The sequence below is a fragment of the Aquitalea pelogenes genome (assembly GCF_001515305.1).
In the GTDB taxonomy this organism is placed as follows: Bacteria; Pseudomonadota; Gammaproteobacteria; order Burkholderiales; family Chromobacteriaceae; genus Aquitalea; species Aquitalea pelogenes.
The window spans coordinates 1-18,082 of record NZ_LNQV01000004.1 but is presented as its reverse complement, the minus strand read 5'-3'; the positions used below and the strand labels follow the sequence as shown (position 1 = coordinate 18,082).

The following is an 18,082-nucleotide window of genomic DNA, read 5'->3' as shown; positions in this document are numbered from 1 at the left end:
CCCGCCAGCCCGGCAAAGTCGCCGCGTGCCATCCTGCCTACACTGCGCTTTTGCTTGTCTGAGAGTATTGCCCATGCTTACCCGCCACCAGGCTACGCTGATCGGCAGCCTGTCCATCCTGCTATGGGGCAGCCTTGCGCTGCTGACCCGGCTGACGGCCGGCGTGTTTCCGCCCTTCCAGCTATTGGCCATGACCTTTGCGCTGGCCTTTGGCCTGATGCTGGCCAAATGGCTGCGCGCCGCTCAGTCACCTATCCGCTTTCTGCGTCAGCCGCCCCTGGCCTGGGCGCTGGGAGTGGGCGGGCTGTTCGGATATCACTTTTGCTATTTCCTGGCCATGCGGCTGGCCCCGGCGGTGCAGGTCAGTCTGCTGGCCTATTTGTGGCCGCTGCTGATTCTGCTGTTTTCCGCCTTGCTGCCCGGCCATCGCCTGTCACGCTGGCATCTGTTGGGCGGCCTGCTGGCGCTGGGTGGCTGCTGGCTGTTGCTGGGTGGCGGGCAGGGCGGTTTTGCCCGCCAGTACCTGCCCGGCTACCTGATGGCCTTGCTGTGCGCGCTGATCTGGTCACTGTACTCGGTGGCCAGCCGTCTGGTGGCACAGGTGCCGACCGATGCGGTGGGCTGGTTCTGCGCCGCAACTGCCGTGCTGGCGGCGCTGTGTCATCTGTATGGCGAAGCCACGGTATGGACTGCGCCGTGGACGGCCTGGCTGGGCGTGCTGGCCCTGGGGCTGGGGCCGGTGGGCATTGCCTTCTTCACCTGGGATATCGGCATGAAGCAGGGCAATCTGCCGCTGCTTGGCGTGCTGTCCTACGCCGCACCGCTGATCTCCACGCTGTTGCTGCTGGGCGCAGGCCTGGCCACGCCCAGCTGGAGCCTGTTGCTGTCCTGCCTTGCCATCATCGGCGGAGCGGCGCTGGCGGCGCGGGCTGGCTGAGACCGGTTTAGAGCCGCTAACAAAACCGCGTAGAGCACCCGAGTCAAGGCGCGCCGACGTACAGTGAGTACGGCAAGTCCGCGCAACGCAGCATCGGGGGGTGTGTGAGCGGGTCTTAGTGCCCCGCCGCCTTCCACGCTTCCAGCGCCTTCAGCGTGTTGCTGACATGCTGGTCGGGGGCCATGGCGTTATAGCTGTACCAGACTTTATGGTCCGGCGTGATGACGTAGGAGACGCGGCTGGCGTAGCTGGTGCCGGGAATCATCACTGCGTCGTAGGCTTTCATGATCTTGCGATCCTTGTCCGCCGCCACCGGGAATTTGCTGCGGCATTCGGACACGGAAAAGCGTTGCAGCTTTTCGATGTCGTCGCCAGACACGCCGATCACCGTGGCGCCCAGCGCCTTGAACTTGTCGGTGGCTTCGGCAAACAGGTGGGCTTCCACCGTGCAGCCGCTGGTAAAGGCCGCCGGGTAGAAGTACAGCACCACCGGGCCGTGGCTCAGCGCCTCGTTCAGCGAGTAATGAAAGCGTTTGCCGCCCAGCGAGGCTTCGGTGCTGAAGTCGCTGGCCGGGGCACCTTTGCTCAGTTCGGCCTGGGCCGTGGTGGCCAGCAGCAGGGCGGACAGGCCGATGGACAGGGTGTGGCGGGTGAATGCAGACATGGGGGGCTCCTCGACATTCGGGCTGGAACAGTTTTTGGCAGCTTGATGTGGCAGAGGTTCGCTCAGCGCGGCTGGCAAAACCTCGCAGAAAATCCGGGTCAGGGCCTGCCGACGCAGACAGTACAGCAAGTACGGCAAGGCGGCTTTCTTAGCAGGTCTCAGTCGGCGACAAACAGCTGGGTGCCCGCTTCGGCAATCACCGCCTGCATTTCCGGCGGCACCGGCTTGTCGGTAAACAGCGCATGCACCTGTGACAGATGGCCCAGTTCCACCAGCGCCGGGCGGCCGAACTTGGAATGATCCGCCGCCAGCAGCACCTGGCGCGATTGCTGGATGATGGCTTCCGAAGTGCGTACTTCACGATAGTCGTAATCGCGCAGCACGCCATCGTTTTCGATGCTGGAAATGCCGATGATGCCGTAGTCCACCTTGAACTGGCGGATCAGCTGCACCGTGGCTTCACCGGTGATGCCGCGGTCGCGCTTGCGCAGCACGCCGCCCAGCACGATGACCTCACAATCCGGGTAGTCGCACATCATGTCGGCCACGTGCAGGTTGTTGGTGATCACCCTGAGGCCGCGATGGCGATGCAGCGCCTTGGCCACTTCTTCGGTGGTGGTGCCGATATTGATGAACAAGGAGGCATTGTCGGGAATCTGCTTGGCCAGCAGCGCGGCCAGACGGCGCTTTTCCTCTATGCACAACACCTGACGGGCGTTGTAGGCCACGTTTTCCACACTGGACAGCACGCTGGCACCACCGTGATAGCGCTGCAGCAGCTGGTGTTCCGCCATCAGCGCAATGTCGCGGCGTATGGTCTGGTGGGTGACGCCAAAATGGGCGGCCAGCTTTTCCACGGTGACATAGCTTTCGCGATGGACGATGCCCAGCAGTTCCTGCTGGCGCTGATTGAGAATGATCATGGTGGCGGGTCGTTTGTCAGTATGCTGCGGTGTTGGAGGCTGTCTGATTCTACATGAGCGGCGCATTTCGCCAAATGCTGTCGGCTTATGCGGTGGCTTCAATCCAGTCGGCGCAAGCGGCGGCGGAAGGCGTCGGCCATGCTCAGCTCTCGTGGGCCGGGCAGGATGCGGAAGCTTTCCCCGGCGCGCAGCGTGCCGGTTTGCACCACCGCCAGATAAAAGCCGCAATGCCCGCTTTGCGCCATCAGCTTCACCGCCAGGCGCATGTCCATGTGCGCCTGGAACTTGAAGCAGGGCTGGCGTGGTTCGGTAATCTGCAGTCGGCAATCGGCAAATTCCAGCACATCGCCCACGTAGGCATCCTGTTCCAGCAGGCCGCTGATGGTGAGGTTTTCTCCCAGCATGCCGTGGTGTAAAGCACTGCCGGCATGGCGCGAACCATGCTGCTGGCAGGCTTGCTGCCAGAATGGGTAGTGCTCCAGCGGGTAGGCGTAGATGGCCTTGGCCAGCCCACCGTGTACGGTGGGGTCGGCCTGCTCGTCGCCCGCCAGCCCCAGCTTGCCCACCGCAATGGCCTCGGGCCGTTGCAGGGTGCTGACCGGCAGCTTGTTGATGCCACTCATGATGCGGCGGCCTTCGATCAGCATGGGGCTGACCGCTGCCAGATTGATGGAGTGCAGGGTGGGGCTGTCTGTCATGTCGGTCTCATATGTGTTGATTGGCCATGGCACCCACCAGCGCCGCCAGCGCCAGGCAACTGGTCAGACCGGGGGATTCGATGCCGTACAGATTGATCAGCCCGGCCACGCCATGTTGTGCCGGGCCCTGGATGACAAAGTCGGCATCCGGCTCGCCCGGCCCTGCCAGTTTGGGGCGCACCCCGGCATACCCCGGCTGCAATGCGCCGTCCGGCAACTGCGGCCACCAGCGGCGAATGCTGTGATAGAAGGCAGCGGCGCGGGCCGGGTCCAGCCGGTAGTCCACGCCGTCTATCCATTCCACATCCGGGCCGAAGCGCGCCTGTCCGGCCAGATCCAGCGTCAGGTGGCAGCCCAGCCCGCCCGCTTCCGGCAGCGGGTAAATCAGCCGCGAGAACGGCGAACGCCCGCTCAGGCTGAAATACACACCACGAGCATAGTGGGCGGTCGGAATGGTTTCACGTGGAACACCGGCCATGCTGCTGGCGACAGCCGGTGCCCACGCCCCGGCTGCGTTGATGACCGATCTGGCCTTGATGGTGATGCCGGCGATTTCCAGTTCCATGCCATCTGCCACTACCCGGCCACGGCTGAGCGGGGAATGGCAGGCCAGTTGCGCGCCGTGGGCTTCGGCATCAGCCAGCAGGGCTTGCAGTAAGGCATGGCTATCGATAATGCCGGTGGAGGGAGACAGCAAGGCGGCATGTACTTGCAGTTGCGGTTCCAGCGCACGCACCCCGGCGGCATCCAGCCAGTGCAGATCCTCCACGCCATTGGCGACAGCGCGGCGGGCAATATCCTGCAAGCGCGGCATGTCGGCAGCTGTGTTGGCCAGCAACAGCTTGCCGATACGCTGGTGCGGGATGTGCCGCTCGGCGCAATAGCGGTACAGCATGGCACGGCCCTGCACGCACAGCCGCGCCTTCAGGCTGCCTGTGGGGTAGTACAGCCCGGCGTGAATCACCTCGCTGCTGCGGCTGCTGCAGTGCTGGCCAATCTGGCCTTCCGCCTCGCAAATCAGCACCTCGCGCCCGGCCATGGCCAGTTGGCGGGCAATGGCCAAGCCCACCACGCCCGCGCCTATCACCACGCAATCCACCTGATCCATCACAGCCGTCCGGCCAGTTGTTCTGCTGCCAGCCAGCCCAGCAGGTGGATGTCCTCGGCCAGCTGGGTGGACCAGGGCTGGCCGCAGTTGATACGCAGGCAGTGGCCAAAACGCGGCTCGGCAGAAAATACCAGGCCGGGAGCAAAGCTGATGGAGCGGGAGAGCGCGGCTTCCAGCAGGGCCTGGCTGTCCAGCCCTTCCGGGCCTTCCACCCACAGCAGCATGCCACCCTGTGGCCGCCGTACGCGGGTGCCGCGCGGGAAGGCATCCAGCACCGCGTCGCTCAATTGTTCCATTTGCTGTTTCAGCTGCTGGCGGATGCGCTGGCTGATGCGGGCGTAGTCGCCGCTGGCCAGCATCTCGGACAACACGCCAAGCAGGATGGCCGGGCTGACCAGGCTGCTGCTTTCGCGCAGCCGCTCCAGCGCGGCATGGTGCCGCCCGCCGGACAGCCAGCCCAGACGGAAGGCCGGGGCAAAGCTCTTGGTGAAGGACGAACAGTAAATCACGTCGCCGTCATGGTCCCAGGCCTTGAGCGGGGCCGGATGCTGGTTGCCGAAATACAGCTCGCCGAATACATCGTCCTCGATGATGGTGAGGCCGTGACGGCGCGCCAGTTGCAGCAGGCGCTTTTTGTTGTCGTCCGGCATCAGCGCACCGGTGGGGTTCTGGAAGTTGGTCACCGTTACCAGGCATTTCACCGGCGCACCGTGGCGCAGGGCGAATTCCAGCGCCTCCAGCGACAGCCCGGCATCCGGCGTGCAGGGAATCTCCAGCGCCTTCAGGCCCAGTGATTGCAGGGTTTGCAGCAGGCCGAAGTACACCGGGGTTTCCACCGCCACCACATCGCCCGGGCGGGTGAGGTGGCGCAGCGACAGGCTGATGGCTTCGGTAATGCCCTGGGTGAACAGGATGTGGTCGGCCGGAATATCCAGCTGCCAGCCAGAGGCCAGACGGCGTATTTGCTGGTACAGCTGTTGCTGGTCGGCGGTGGGCAGGTAAGCGCCAATCAGCTCCGGCTGGCGGGCCAGCCGCATTTGCATGCGTCGCGACAATTCCTGCGCCGGATACAGGCTGTGGTGCGCCTCGGCCATGTGCAATTGCTGGCGGATGGACGAGGCTGACAGGCGGATCAGATTGCTCATGCGGCTGTCCACGTCCACCAGCGCGGCGGCGGTGGGGCCGGGCGGGGTGATATGGCCGCTTTCTGCTACATGGCGCGGCAGCGCAGCAAAGAAACCGCTGCGTGGACGCGCCACCACGCGCTGCTGTTCTTCCAGATGGCGGTAGGCCGCCAGCGCGGTCAGGGTGTTGACGCCGTGTTCGGCTGCCAGCTGACGCACAGCAGGCAGGCGGCTGCCCGGCGGCCATTCGCCACTGTCCAGTCGCGCTTGCAGCTGGCGGGCGATATGCAGGTAGAGCGGAGTGTCGGTCATCGCTGTTCTATATAACAGATTCAGCCCAGTCTACGCTGTTTGCCCGCCGTGTGGGAAGGCAGACCGGCCGACATTGTTTACCCTGTGTGCATTGACGCATCCTGGAGTTCATCCATGTCCACGCTTTCCCCGCGAGAGTCTCCTGCCAGCCAGACGCATGCTGATCGTGTGCCGTTCAGCTGGTCCCATTTCTCGCCTTCGGCCGGGCTTGCCGCAGTGCTGGCACTGCTGGTGGGCTATTCCGGCCCCTTTCTTATCATTGTGCATGCCGCCCAGTCTGCCGGACTGAGTGCCGCCCAGCTTGGCTCCTGGGTATGGGCGGTGTCCATTGCCTCCGGCGTGGCCGGTATCTGGCTGACCTTGCGCTGGCGCGTTCCGGTCATTACCGCCTGGAGCACGCCCGGTGCGGCGCTGCTGCTGGCGGCGCTGCCCGGCGTGCCGTATGGCGAGGCAGTGGGGGCGTTTCTGGCTGCCGCCGTCATTGTCACCCTGGTGGGGGTGAGCGGTGCCTTCGACAAGCTGATGAAGATTTTCCCGGCCTCGCTGGCGGCCGCCATGCTGGGCGGCATCCTGTTCCACTTTGTTGCCGACGTGGCCGCTGCCGCCAGCCAGCAGGCGCTGCTGGTGGTGCCGATGACGGTGCTGTTCTTCATCGGTCGCAAGCTGTTTCCGCGCTTTGCGCTGCTGGCCGCCATTGGCCTGGGGCTGGCCATTGCCAGCTGGCAAGGCATGTACGGTACGGCGGGCAGCTGGCAGGGCAGCAGCGGCCCCTTGTTCACCATGCCGCAGTGGTCGTGGACGGCTTTCGTCAACCTGGCCTTGCCACTGGCACTGCTGGCACTGACCAGCCAGTTCTTGCCCGGCATGGCGGTGCTGTCTGCTTCCGGTTACCACATTCCGGCCCGCTCGCCGGTTACCGTGCTGGGTCTGGCTTCGGTCATCACCGCGCCGCTGGGCGGGCATGGCGTGACGCTGGCGGCCATCATCGCCGCCATCTGCACCGGGCCGGAGGCCCACCCGGACCCGCAACGCCGCTACATGGCCGGGCTGGTGTGCGGTGCGCTCTACATCGTGCTGGGCATTGCCGGTGGTGCACTGGCCGGCCTGGTGCTGCTGCTGCCCAAGGCGCTGGTGGTGACTGCTGCTGGCTTGGCGCTGTTCGGCACGCTGGCCTCATCGCTTACCGCCGCGTTGATGGACGAAGGCCACCGCGAAGCCGCCTTGCTCACCTTTGTCGTGGCAGCATCGGGTGTCACCATCGCCGGACTCGGCTCGCCGCTGTGGGCGGTACTGGCCGGTGGCAGCGTAAGCTGGCTCTTGAAGGCGCGCCCCAAAAGCACGCCGGTCAGCAAGCCGGTGATGCAGGGTAAAAGCTGAGTGTTGAGTCAGAAAAAACAATGGCCGCCTGCATGTGCAAGCGGCCATTTTTTATTGGCAGGGCCGGGTGAACGGCTGCTGACGGGCAGCGAAGACCGCGCGATCATTCAGGCTGATTTGCCCAGCATCAGTACATCGACCAGCAGCCCTGCCGGTAATGCTTCTTGCAGCATGCGTGCACTGAGGATGGCCAGCACGCATCCGGTCAGCAGGCGTTGCAACAGCATCAGGCCACGACGCCGGGTCATCAAATCGGACAGACTGCCGGCAAACAGCGCCACCATGCCGTTCGATGTGGCAAAGCCGAGAATCAGCATGGAGCCCAGTGTCAGTGTCTGGCCAAGTACATTTCCGGCCTGATAATCGACAAAGCGGGGAAGCAGTGAAACAAAGATCATCATCAGTTTGGGGTTGAGCAGACTGGTGGTGGCCCCCATCAACAGCAGGCGTCGGGGCGGTGCGGCTTGTCCGGTCCGTACGTCAAACGGCGAGCGTCCGCCCGGCCGCAGCGACTGCCAGGCCAGATAAGCCAGATATAGCGCCCCGACCATGGTCAGCAGGGCAAGGGCATGCGGGATGCCCACAAAAACCGCCGTGATGCCGAAGGCGGCGGCCAGCATGTAAAACAGATAGCCCAGCATGACCCCGCCCAGCGAGAGCAGGCCAGCCTGCCGCCCCTGTATCACCGATCGCGACAGCACGTACATCATATTGGGCCCGGGCGTGATGGCCAGCAGCATGCCGATGGCCAGAAACTCCTGCAGGGAGGGTGCGGTATTCATCATGGGCTCCTGCCCTCGGTGGGAATGCCTGGCAGTATCGGCCTGCTGCCTTATCAAGTTAAGTGAATTAAACTTGCTTCACTATTCAGATTTACTGATCAAATGAAAAAACTGGATCTGGACGTCATCGAAATGGTGATTGCCGTGGCCGAGGCAAAATCCTTTGTGCGCGGCGCAGCTGTGGTGCACCGTTCTGCCTCTGCGGTCAGCATGCAGATAAAGAGTCTGGAGGATGCGCTGGGCAAGCCGCTGTTCAAGCGCAACACCCGGCATGTGGAAGTCACCGCCGAGGGCCTGGCCTTGCTGGAGTACGGACGCAAGATGCTGGCCTTGCGGCAGGAGGCCTGGGCAATGATTGTGCGCCCGGAAGTGACTGGCCGCATCGTGCTGGGCGTGCCGGACGACTATGCCCCGTCCTTGCTGCCCACCACCTTGCGCCAGTTTTCGCTGGCACACCCGCGGGTGGAAATCCAGGTGATTGGCCGTCCCAGCAGCGAGCTGATTCCGCTATTGGAGGACTGCACGCTGGACCTGGCCTGCATCACCAGAAGTCCGCGCATCAGCGGCGAGCATATCCGCTTCGAGCCCATTGTCTGGGCCGGTTCGCCCAGCCGGGCGGTGTGGCAGGAGCGCCCGCTGCCGCTGGCGGTGTTCGAACATGGCAGCGTAGCCCGCGAACGGGCGATTGCTGCCTTGCAACGGCAGGACATTTCGTTTCGCATGTCTTACGAAAGCCCCAGCCTGACCGGGCTGGTCAGCATGGTGGAGGCCGGGCTGGCCGTTGCGCCGCTGGCGCTATGTGGTTTGCCGGAGCGCTTGCGGCGCTTGACGCAGCAGGATGGCTTGCCGGATATCGGCCAGGTGGAAATCGTGCTGGCGCGCAGTGCCCGCTCCAAGCGTCCGCCCTGCGATTATCTGGCAGAGCAGATATTGGGCGGGGCCTGATGGAGGCCGTCCGGGCCGCTCAGAGCTTCAGCAGCCCCAGTACCAGCGCAACCACGCCGCCGGCAATCAGCGGCCCCACCGCCAGCCCACGGAAAAAGCACACGCCGATCAGCGTTCCTATCATCAGCGCCGTTACCGCTTCGGGCGAAGACTTCATGAAGGGCACGCCCTGCCCGGCAATCCAGGCCACCAGCAAACCGGTCAGCACCGCGATGATGCCGGCGGGCGACTTGAACACATTGGCAATGCTGTTGCCATCCACCCGGCCGGATACCACCGGAACCAGCACGGCGGCGGTGAGGATGGCCACGCCAACATTGATGCCTTTGGATTCGATTACCGGCAGCCAGCTGTCCAGCCCCAACAGCTTGATCAACAGCAAGACCAGCGCGGCAATGGATACCGTGAAATTGTTGCCGATCAGCGAGATGGCCAGGATGAACAGGATGGGGAGATTGTCAAAATGCATGCGTATCACTTGAGAAAGAAAGGTGTGAATCCGGCCAAATGAGCACGCTGGCAAGGCCTGCCGGGGCAGCTGCCGTGCCAGAACAAAAGCCATGCAATTATACGGCGGTCAGCCCGGCAAGCTGCCGGCAATCAACAGCTAAATATTGATTACATGCCACTGCTGCTGGCCGTGTGCCAGCTTTTGCACAGAGAGGTTGCAGCTGCCTGCACACATCATGAGAGCTGCCTGGTGGCAATGCTGGTCATGTTCCGGCTTGCCGTGTACAGTGTCTGCACTGTATACAATCCGCAGTTTGCGTGATTTTTCGCCATAAAATGCCAGCTGGCCGGTAGTTGTGCGGATAGCATGGCCAGATAAAGGAGTATGAGTGATGTTTTCTGCTGTCACCTATCAGCAGCGCCGCAGCGCGCTGCAGCAGTCCATGCCGGACAGCCTGTTGCTGTTTGTCGGCAATGTGGATTCGCCGATGAACTACCACGACAACATCTTTCCCTTTGTGCAGGATTCCAGCTTCCGCTACTTCTTTGGCCAGAACCAGCCGGGCATGGCGGTGCTGATCGACACTGCCGCTGGCACGACCACCCTGTTCGGTAATGACCCGGACGTGGCCGACATCGTGTGGACCGGCCCGCTGCCAACGCTGGCCGAGCGCGCCGCCTCTGCCGGTATCAGCCACAGCCAGCCTTATGCCGTGCTGGAGCAGGCGCTGGCGGCTGCCCATGCTGCCGGGCGCGCCGTGCATTATCTGGCACCCTATCGCGGCGAGACCAAACTGGAGCTGGGCCGCCTGCTGAATGTGCATCCGGCCGAAGTGGCAGCTGGCTTCTCGCCCGCGCTCACCCGCGCCGTGGTGGCGCTGCGTGAAATCAAGAGCGCGGAAGAAGTGGCGGAAATGGAAGCCGCACTGGCGGTGACCGGTGCCATGCATGTGGCCGCCATGCAGGCCTCGCGCCCCGGTGTGGTGGAACATCAGGTGGTGGGCATCATGGAAGGCATCATGCGCCGTCACGACTGGCAGCTGGCTTACCCGTCCATTTTCTCGCGTCGCGGCGAAGTGCTGCACAACCATGCCCACGACAATGTGCTGCAAAAGGGCGACCTGGTATTGAACGACACCGGCTGTACTTCTGGTGGCGGCTACGCCAGCGACATTACCCGCACCTTCCCGGTGGGTGGGCGGTTCAACCAGCAACAGCGCGAGCTGTACAACATCGTGCTGGACATGCAGTTGCAGGCCATTGCCGCCATCAAGCCCGGCGTACGTTACCTGGACGTGCACAAGCTGGCGGCGCGGGTGATGGTGGAAGGCATGAGCGCACTGGGCTTTTTCCACGGCCCGGTGGAGGAGATTGTCGAATCCGGAGCCTATGCCATTGCCTTCCCGCATGGCCTGGGGCATCAGATCGGCATGGACGTGCACGATATGGAAGGCCTGGGCGAGGACCTGGTGGGCTATGACGACTGCGTGCAGCGCAGTCCGCTGTTCGGCCTGGGCTATTTGCGACTGGGCAAGGCATTGAAGGCGGGCATGGTGCTGACGGTGGAACCGGGCATTTATTTCATTCCGGCGCTGATTGCCGCCTGGCAGGCCGAGGGCCGTCACAGCCAGTACATCAACTATGAACGCTTTGCCGACATGAGCGGTTTTGGCGGCATCCGCATTGAAGACAATGTGCTGGTGACGGAAACCGGCAGCCGTGTGCTGGGCGAGCCCATCCCCAAAACGGTGGAAGAGCTGGAAGCCATCATGCAGATGTAAGCTGTTTTGCTATCGCACCATAAACACCGCTTCACGGCGGTTTTTTCATGGTGGATGCCGGGCATGCACAGGGGCAGCTGTCTGGTGTAACCGCCATCTCTGGCTGCGCTAGGGGCAATGCAGTACAAGAGGCAGGTCTGGCGGGCTGGGCTGGCCACCTTGATTTTTCAGCATGGCTTGTGACTGTGTTAGCCGTTGCAGAAGCTGGCCGCTTGCGGGCAACACTTATTTGCAGCTTGGGCCATCACGATGGCCTTGCATCTGGAAAATCCTGCCTAGAATGAAATCTGGGCCGGAATAGGGGAGACAGTTCCGGTGCAACCCGTCAGCGACGTGACAGCCAGCCTGCCGCGCCACTGTGACCAGGCAACAGCCTAGCCAGACAACAACATCCATCAGCTGGAGAGTCACATGGAAACCACATTCCAAGCGCTGCCATCCATGGCCATGCCCAAACATACCGATCTGGTTCATCTGGACCAGCGCCCGCAACGGCCCATCAATCTGAAAAGCCCGGCGCTGGAGGTGATGACCGACCTGCGCATCATCGACCCGGTGAGCATTGGCGAGGATGAAGCCCTGCGCCATGCGCACAACCTGATGATCAGCCGCGGCATTCGCCTGCTGTTTGTACAGGACGACGAAAGCAGGCTGGTGGGCCTGATCACCGCGTCGGACATTCTGGGCGAACGCCCGGTGCAGTGCATGCTGGAGCACGGCAAACGCCACGATGAAGTACTGGTGCGCGACGTGATGACTCCGCGCAGCGAGCTGGAAATGCTGTCGCTGGCCGATGTGCAGCACGCCACCGTCGGCCACATGGTGTCCACGCTGAAGCAGCAGGGCCGGCAGCATGCGCTGGTGGCCGAGCTGGACCTGAACACCGGCCATTACCAGTTGTGTGGCATGTTCTCGTCTTCTCACATGGCACGGCGACTGGGCATGCCGCTCAATTTCATGCGCGTGCCGCAGGCCTTGTCGGAAATCCAGCACGCCTTGCTGCACGAAGGCTGAACCGGTTACGGGCTGGCCCGGCTTTCAGTTGCCTTCGCCCGCCGTGTCTTGTGGCACGGCGGTACTGTACTTGGTGGTTTCCATCACCACCAGCGATTCAAACTCGCGCACATTGTCATTGCTCATGATGTGCTCGCGGCAAAAGCGTTCGTAATCGCCCATGTCGCGCACCAGTACCACCAGCACAAAGTCCGGCCGCCCGGTTACGTGGTAGCACTCCACGACTTCCGGCGCGGCGCGGATGGCCTGCTTGAAGGCATCCACCAGCGCAATGCGCTCGCGTTCCAGAATCACATTCACCACCAGCCGTAACGGGCGTCCCAGCACGGCCGGGTCCACCAGGGCCACTTCGCGGCGGATGATGCCCTCGCTGCGCAGCCGTTTGAGCCGCCGGGTAACGGCAGTGGGTGACAGGCTGACGGCTTCGGCCAGTTCGTCGTGGGTGCGGCGCGCGTCTTCCTGCAGCAGGGCCAGCAGTTTACGGTCGTAGCTGTCCAGCTGTTTTTCATCTGGCATATCAGTTTTCCTGCATTGAATATTCAAAATCATCAGTTTGCGTGCATTCTGGCGCAGTAAAACGCATCAGTGCAAGCCAGTGGGCTGCTTAAACTGGCGGCATCCATCGGAGATGCACCATGTCGGCTTCCAGTACCACCCTCAATCCCTTCCTGTCCCGCACCACCACGTCCGCACGCTGGCTGCCCATGCTGCTGTTTGCCGCACTGGTGACGCTGTGGGCCTACAACTATGTGGTGATGAAGCAGACCTTGCAGGCCACCACGCCCATCACCCATCTGATTTTGCGTACCACGCTGGGCAGCCTGACCCTGTTTGGCGTGCTACTGGCGCGTGGCCGTGCCATCCGGCCACAGCGTCTGGCGCAGGCTGCACAAGTGGGGCTGAGCACCACCTGCCTGTACAGCCTGTCCATTACCCTGGCGCTGGTGGCGGGGGCGGCGGGGCGTACCTCGGTGCTGGTGTTCACCATGCCGTTCTGGGTGGCGCTGCTGTCACGCTGGTTGCTGGCCGAGCCGTTTGGCCGGCGTACCGGCCAGGCCTTGGCCGCCGGTTTTGTCGGGCTGATGCTGATTGTGGCGCCATGGCAGCTGCATGGCGGGGTATTGCCCATGCTGCTGGCGGTGCTGGCCGGTTTCTTCTGGGCCTTGGGTTCGGTACTGAGCAAGCGGGCGACGCGCTGTGGTCAGCTCGACAGCCTGAATTTTTCGGCCTGGCAGGCGCTGATCGGCCTGTTGCCGATTCTGGCCCTGTGGCCGTGGGCGGATTTTGCCCATATCCACTGGTCCGGCAGTTTTGTGCTGGGGCTGTTGTATGCCGGGGTATTGTCCAGTGCGGTGGGCTGGCTGGCCTGGTTGTGGCTGCTCAAGCGTTTGCCTGCCAGCACGCTCAGTTTCAATGCGCTGGTGATTCCGCTGCTGGCGGTGGCCATGGCGGCGTTGCAGCTGGGGGAATGGCCTTTGGCGCGCGAGCTGGCCGGCATGCTGCTGGTGGGGGTGGGGATTGTGCTGATTGCCCGGCGCTGAACGCCGCTGAGCTGGGTTTGCAAAACAAACAGGCCGCTGCAAAGCGGCCTTTTGCATGTTGACGATGCCGTTGGATGCAGACTCACACCACCAGCGAAATCAGCGTGCCCACCGTCACTGCGGCTGCGGCCCAGCGGCCGGCGGTGAAATAGCTGTTTTCTGTCTGGGCGGGCGCCGGGGCGGGGTCGGCTGCCGGGTCGGGCAGGTTAAGCACACCGTAGGTAAAGGATTTGACGGCGGATGGCGCATTGTCATCCGTGCTGGCGGCATTGCTGTCGCTGCTGGCCTCATCCGCCTTGCCCTTGCTTTGCAGTTTCACGATGGTGGACGGCGAGGCGCTTGCCGCCTTGCCATCACTGTTCAGCGTGTTGCTGTCTTTACCTGCCCTGGCGGCTGTCTTGCCGCTAGTGCTCAGCGTACTGGTGCCGCTGGTGTTCACCGCGTTTGTTTTGCTGATATCCATCACGGTCTCGCTGCATACAAATGATGATCGGATGCTTCATTATCGGCATGCCAGCGCGCAGGCATGAGGCCGCTGGATGTAAAGATCGGGTAAAGAAAGGTTAAGCGTGCCGGTTTGTACTCAGCCCAGCTGCTGCACGCTGTCACCCTCGGCCGGCTGGCAATCATCCGCCATGTCGTCCCAGCCACGGTGAGTGACCAGGGTCTTGCCACGCAGGCACAGCTGTATGCGTTCGGTCCCGGCGGCCTGCTGGCGCACAAAACCTTCGATTGCCGCGGGCAGGCTCACCTGATAGCGGTTTGCCGCCAGTTCGCTGTCCGGGTGGTCGCCATTGTGCACCAGCGGCACCACATTGGCCGCCCACACCATGTAGCGGTGTTTCACATCGACGGTATCCGGGCGGTAGCCCTGTTGTTGCAGCCAGTCCTGTGCCTGCTTGCGGCCGTCGCCTGCGCGCGGTAACTGCCCCCAGGCGTGGGCCAGCAGCTCCACCAGCCACTGGTTGCAGTTCTGGTAGCGGGTGGAGAAGGGATAGGCGTTGGCGCTGTAGTCCGCACCCAGGAGTTGCAGCGACAGCTTGTTGTCCAGCGCGGCTGTTACCAGTTGTTCTTCCTGTTTTGCCGGCAGCAGCAGGATGGACAGGTAGACATTGCTGCCTTGCGGCTGGTCGATCAGGAAGCCCGGCAGGCCCTGGTCGTACAGGTGCGGCCGCTGTTCCTCACAGGCGTAGTACAGCTGGCGTACCGACCAGGGCGAGTTGGCATTGTTGCGCAGGCTGATGCCGGCGTGCGACAGACGTATGTGAAAACGCTCCAGGTCCAGCCCGGAGCGGGAGATGATGGCCGCCTGATGGCCGGATTCATCCAGCAGCTGGCGTACCTGCTGGCTGAACAGCAGCAGGTCGCTCTTGCGTGCCACGCTCTGCTGTGAGGCCTGTTCGCAGAACATCAAGGAAGATGCCGCCGCCGTGTTGGCCAGTGTGGCCGACACGGCAAACAGCCCTGCCATCAGCAGGGCTTGTAGTCGTCGGCCGGTGTGACGGTGCAGCAGGATCAGGACACCACCTTGGGCTGCACTTCCGACTTCCACGCCTGATCCAGCAGCAGGGCAAACGGTTGCCGGTTGTCAGCGCGGGCAAACACCAGGCCATAGGCCTGTTTTTGTGCATGCACGATCTGGCCGGTTTCCACGCCGCTGTGCTTCACATCAGCCTGTGCCACAAACAGATTGAAAGGCTCGGTATTGTTGGCGGCGGCTACCGGCACCAGGGTGAGCTGGGTTTTGCCCGCTTGGTCGGCCTGGGCTACGGCCACCACCTTGTAGTCGCCTTCGGCGATATTGCCGATGGCCTTGGAGGAATTCTGCAAGGAGGTGGAAATGCTGCCCACCGTAGCGCTGACACTGTCGGATACCGACAGCATGGAGACGGCGGCATTCGCCTGGGTGCATAGCAAGCCCAGCATCAGGCAGCAGGAAGAGGCTAGGGTTTTGTGCAGTGTGATCATGGTATTGGCTATGTCCATCCGGAACGGAGTCTTGCGAAGAGAAAGCGCACTGCCGCAACGGCCCTGTGCGGGTAAGCAACCTGCCGGAGTGAAGCCGTGGCAAGGTCGGGTTTGCGCCAGCCATGTATTCATGGCCTACAGTTGGTCTGCGTGCGCAGCCGTATTGTTCCGGGCATGGCAGGCCAGCGACAAGCAGATTTACAAAATTTGATGCGTCAGCCAGCTGCCCGCGCCGGGGTGCAGCGCTCTTGTCAGTCCGCAGGCAAGACGGCAAGATCAGGCGATTGTCCCCAGTCGGAGACAGCACATGGCCTGCCGGCCATGGCTGGATACAACGATGCACCCGGAGCGGCCCGCCAGTCCTGACCCTGTTGCCCCACCCGGCCACGACAACCCTTCCAGTCGGCCGGTGTCCTTGCATGCCATTGTCACCACAGTGAATGTACTGGCCGAGCAGGGCATTGCCGCGGCCGAGGTGCTGGCCGGCAGCGGCATTCCGCCGGAGCGCCTGCTGGAACCGGCGCGGCTGATCAACCACCATCAGGAACTCACCGTCTTCGACACCGCGCGTCGCCTGTCGCAGGACGATGCCCTTGGCCTGCGGCTGGGCCACGCCATGCATACCTCCAACTACGGCATTCTGGGTTACACCATGCTGGTGAGCCCCACCTTGCGGGTGGCACTGGAAACCGCCATCCGCTTTCCCCTGTTGCTGGCCAGCTATTTCACCCTGCGGCTGGAAGAGCGGGGCAAGGATGCCTGCCTGCTGGCCGAAGGCTACCGCTACCGCGAGGATCTGCTCAGCTTCAATGCCGAAATGTGCCTGTCCTCGATGTGGACCATTGCCCGCGACTGCATGGGTGTGCGCTGGTCGCCCAAGGCGGTGCACATGTGTTTTGCCCCGCCCGCGCATGCCGGGCTTTATCCGGCCATTTTCGGTCAGGCGGGCAGCTTTGACATGGCGGAAAACGCGCTGCTGTTTCCGGCCAAATGGCTGGACCGGCCCCAGCCGCTGGCCGATGCGGTCAGCTTTCACATGGCGCTGGAGCAATGCCAGCGCCAGCAGCAGCAATGGGCCAGCAGTCACGGCTCGGCACTGGTGGCGCGGGTATTGCGCCTGATGCAGTCCGACCCGGTGCGCTTTGCCCGGCTGGACGAGCTGACCGCCACCTTGCACATGTCCGAGCGCACCCTGCGACGCAAGCTGTCAGCACTGGGAACCTCCTTCCAGGCCTTGCTGGATCAGGCGCGGCACCAGCAAGCGCTGCATTTGCTGCAGGAAAGCAGCCTGTCCATCGGCATGATTGCCGAGCGGCTGGGCTTTGCCGAATCCGCCAGTTTCCGCCACGCCTTTGCCCGCTGGACCGGCAAGCGACCCTCCGATTTGCGGCGCTGACGCTGCTGCGTATTCCTGCCTTTCTAACCCTGCCGACCCTGCTGCCGGACCGTAGGGCTGCCCTGTCCTGAATGGCCTGTCCAAAGCGATAGCTGTTGTCCTGCGCGCGGTGCACACGCCATTTTTGGCCGTATTTATCCCATAGTTGACCGCTTTGTATCTTTTTGTCGCAGCACTTGTTGGCAGAATGAATAAAAAAAAGACGGACCACTCGATGTCATTGCCAAGGCCAGTTCTCCCTCGCCAGGAGAGTGCCACACGGCTGCCCGGCCTACAGGCAATGCCATGTCCGATCACACAACACGGAGGAGAAACCATGAGCAAGCCAGGCTTTGCCGCCCGCAAGATGGCGCAGCCCCCGGCCTCGTACCAGCCGCAGTGCCCATCCGACAGCCTGCACGGGCGAGACCGTTTCCCGATCTGCCACGGCAGTTCCTTCCTGTGCGATGACCCGGCTGCACGGCTGACTCCGTGCGGTCATGCCCGCCCGCCCGGCGTGTAGCGCCAGGCTTTTCCAGATTCTGACAGCAACCCGACACCATCGCCGCGCGGCGTGGTGCGGGGGCGTGTTTTCACAGCATTTGCACCGGAGGACTGCCATGACCGGCAATCGTGTGGCAATTGACGTCGACCATGTCTGCAAGCGTTTTGGCCATGATGAACATGCGGTACTGGCGCTGGATCATATTGCGCTGAGCATCCGCGAGAACGAATTCTTCACCCTGCTGGGCCCGTCCGGCTGTGGCAAGACCACCTTGCTGCGCATGATTGCCGGTTTCGAGGACGTCAGCAGCGGCGACATCCGCCTGTATGGCGAATCGCTGTCCGGCAAGCTGCCCTTCCAGCGCCCGGTAAATACCGTATTCCAGAGCTATGCCTTGTTTCCACACCTGACCGTGGAAGAAAACGTGGCCTTCGGGCTGGAAATGCGCGGTGTCAAAGCCGCCGACATCAAGCCCATCGTGGCGGAAAAGCTGGAGCTGGTGAAGCTGTCCGGCTTTGCCCGCCGCCGTCCGCACCAGCTGTCCGGCGGCCAGCAGCAGCGGGTGGCGCTGGCCCGTG

Annotated in this window: 20 protein-coding genes; 9 read left to right on the top strand and 11 right to left on the bottom strand. The window is 63.0% G+C overall.

Annotated features, from left to right (window positions below):
- Nucleotides 1-73 precede the first annotated feature (73 nt).
- Nucleotides 74-937, top strand: a complete 864-nt coding sequence (gene yddG, locus AWT75_RS02555; protein ID WP_062786989.1) for an aromatic amino acid exporter YddG — start codon at nucleotides 74-76, stop codon at nucleotides 935-937.
- Nucleotides 938-1,052: 115 nt separating this feature from the next.
- Here the strand turns inward: yddG and AWT75_RS02550 are convergent, their stop codons facing one another.
- From AWT75_RS02550 to AWT75_RS02530, 5 genes are all read right to left on the bottom strand, one after another.
- The gene (locus tag AWT75_RS02550; RefSeq protein WP_045845983.1) at nucleotides 1,053-1,601 is read right to left on the bottom strand and encodes a peroxiredoxin; all 549 of its coding nucleotides are present in this window, start codon (nucleotides 1,599-1,601) and stop codon (nucleotides 1,053-1,055) included.
- A 158-nt stretch (nucleotides 1,602-1,759) separates the two neighbouring features.
- Nucleotides 1,760-2,524, bottom strand: coding sequence for a DeoR/GlpR family DNA-binding transcription regulator (locus tag AWT75_RS02545; protein WP_045845984.1), 765 nt, complete (start codon nucleotides 2,522-2,524; stop codon nucleotides 1,760-1,762).
- A 98-nt stretch (nucleotides 2,525-2,622) separates the two neighbouring features.
- Nucleotides 2,623-3,222 carry an MOSC domain-containing protein gene (locus AWT75_RS02540; RefSeq protein WP_062786985.1) on the bottom strand — a complete coding sequence of 200 codons (600 nt, stop codon included), beginning with the start codon at nucleotides 3,220-3,222 and terminating at the stop codon, nucleotides 2,623-2,625.
- A gap of 7 nt (nucleotides 3,223-3,229) precedes the next feature.
- Nucleotides 3,230-4,330 carry an NAD(P)/FAD-dependent oxidoreductase gene (locus AWT75_RS02535; protein ID WP_062786981.1) on the bottom strand — a complete coding sequence of 367 codons (1,101 nt, stop codon included), beginning with the start codon at nucleotides 4,328-4,330 and terminating at the stop codon, nucleotides 3,230-3,232.
- The gene (locus AWT75_RS02530; protein WP_045845987.1) at nucleotides 4,330-5,766 is read right to left on the bottom strand and encodes an aminotransferase-like domain-containing protein; all 1,437 of its coding nucleotides are present in this window, start codon (nucleotides 5,764-5,766) and stop codon (nucleotides 4,330-4,332) included. Before AWT75_RS02530 ends, AWT75_RS02535 begins: the two co-directional genes overlap by 1 nt.
- 114 nt (nucleotides 5,767-5,880) lie before the next feature.
- Here AWT75_RS02530 and AWT75_RS02525 point away from each other — a divergent pair, with 114 nt between their 5' ends.
- The gene (locus AWT75_RS02525) at nucleotides 5,881-7,143 is read left to right on the top strand and encodes a benzoate/H(+) symporter BenE family transporter (RefSeq protein WP_082695907.1); all 1,263 of its coding nucleotides are present in this window, start codon (nucleotides 5,881-5,883) and stop codon (nucleotides 7,141-7,143) included.
- Between the two features lie 107 nt (nucleotides 7,144-7,250).
- Here the strand turns inward: AWT75_RS02525 and AWT75_RS02520 are convergent, their stop codons facing one another.
- Nucleotides 7,251-7,928 (bottom strand): LysE family translocator, encoded by a 678-nt coding sequence (locus tag AWT75_RS02520; RefSeq protein ID WP_204376855.1) that lies wholly within the window; start codon nucleotides 7,926-7,928, stop codon nucleotides 7,251-7,253.
- Nucleotides 7,929-8,027: 99 nt separating this feature from the next.
- Here AWT75_RS02520 and AWT75_RS02515 point away from each other — a divergent pair, with 99 nt between their 5' ends.
- A complete protein-coding gene (locus tag AWT75_RS02515) occupies nucleotides 8,028-8,870 on the top strand; it encodes a LysR substrate-binding domain-containing protein (protein WP_062786972.1) in 843 nt (280 codons plus the stop codon).
- A 19-nt stretch (nucleotides 8,871-8,889) separates the two neighbouring features.
- Here the strand turns inward: AWT75_RS02515 and AWT75_RS02510 are convergent, their stop codons facing one another.
- Complete coding sequence (locus AWT75_RS02510; protein ID WP_045845990.1) at nucleotides 8,890-9,339, bottom strand: DUF441 domain-containing protein; 450 nt, start codon at nucleotides 9,337-9,339, stop codon at nucleotides 8,890-8,892.
- Between the two features lie 373 nt (nucleotides 9,340-9,712).
- Here AWT75_RS02510 and AWT75_RS02505 point away from each other — a divergent pair, with 373 nt between their 5' ends.
- A complete protein-coding gene (locus AWT75_RS02505; protein WP_062786967.1) occupies nucleotides 9,713-11,101 on the top strand; it encodes an aminopeptidase P family protein in 1,389 nt (462 codons plus the stop codon).
- A 411-nt stretch (nucleotides 11,102-11,512) separates the two neighbouring features.
- A complete protein-coding gene (locus AWT75_RS02500; protein WP_045845992.1) occupies nucleotides 11,513-12,115 on the top strand; it encodes a CBS domain-containing protein in 603 nt (200 codons plus the stop codon).
- Between the two features lie 24 nt (nucleotides 12,116-12,139).
- On the opposite strand, the gene AWT75_RS02495 is transcribed toward AWT75_RS02500, so the two are convergent.
- Nucleotides 12,140-12,631, bottom strand: coding sequence for an Lrp/AsnC family transcriptional regulator (locus AWT75_RS02495; protein WP_062786964.1), 492 nt, complete (start codon nucleotides 12,629-12,631; stop codon nucleotides 12,140-12,142).
- A 119-nt stretch (nucleotides 12,632-12,750) separates the two neighbouring features.
- Between AWT75_RS02495 and AWT75_RS02490 the strand changes: the two genes are divergently transcribed.
- Nucleotides 12,751-13,656, top strand: coding sequence for a DMT family transporter (locus tag AWT75_RS02490; protein WP_062786961.1), 906 nt, complete (start codon nucleotides 12,751-12,753; stop codon nucleotides 13,654-13,656).
- A gap of 82 nt (nucleotides 13,657-13,738) precedes the next feature.
- On the opposite strand, the gene AWT75_RS02485 is transcribed toward AWT75_RS02490, so the two are convergent.
- From AWT75_RS02485 to AWT75_RS02475, 3 genes are all read right to left on the bottom strand, one after another.
- Nucleotides 13,739-14,119, bottom strand: a complete 381-nt coding sequence (locus tag AWT75_RS02485; RefSeq protein ID WP_062786957.1) for a hypothetical protein — start codon at nucleotides 14,117-14,119, stop codon at nucleotides 13,739-13,741.
- Nucleotides 14,120-14,239: 120 nt separating this feature from the next.
- Nucleotides 14,240-15,208: a DUF2145 domain-containing protein gene (locus AWT75_RS02480; protein WP_062786954.1), complete on the bottom strand. Its 969-nt coding sequence runs from the start codon at nucleotides 15,206-15,208 to the stop codon at nucleotides 14,240-14,242.
- Nucleotides 15,172-15,624, bottom strand: a complete 453-nt coding sequence (locus tag AWT75_RS02475) for a hypothetical protein (protein ID WP_153013215.1) — start codon at nucleotides 15,622-15,624, stop codon at nucleotides 15,172-15,174. Before AWT75_RS02475 ends, AWT75_RS02480 begins: the two co-directional genes overlap by 37 nt.
- Before the next feature lie 307 nt (nucleotides 15,625-15,931).
- Here AWT75_RS02475 and AWT75_RS02470 point away from each other — a divergent pair, with 307 nt between their 5' ends.
- The 3 genes from AWT75_RS02470 to AWT75_RS02460 form a co-directional block, all read left to right on the top strand.
- Nucleotides 15,932-17,020, top strand: coding sequence for an AraC family transcriptional regulator (locus AWT75_RS02470; RefSeq protein ID WP_082695906.1), 1,089 nt, complete (start codon nucleotides 15,932-15,934; stop codon nucleotides 17,018-17,020).
- A gap of 316 nt (nucleotides 17,021-17,336) precedes the next feature.
- On the top strand, nucleotides 17,337-17,522 hold the full coding sequence (locus AWT75_RS02465) for a hypothetical protein (protein ID WP_062786943.1): 186 nt from the start codon (nucleotides 17,337-17,339) through the stop codon (nucleotides 17,520-17,522).
- 97 nt (nucleotides 17,523-17,619) lie between these two features.
- Nucleotides 17,620-18,082, top strand: a 463-nt coding sequence (locus AWT75_RS02460; RefSeq protein WP_153013214.1) for an ABC transporter ATP-binding protein, incomplete at its 3' end; no start/stop codon positions are given.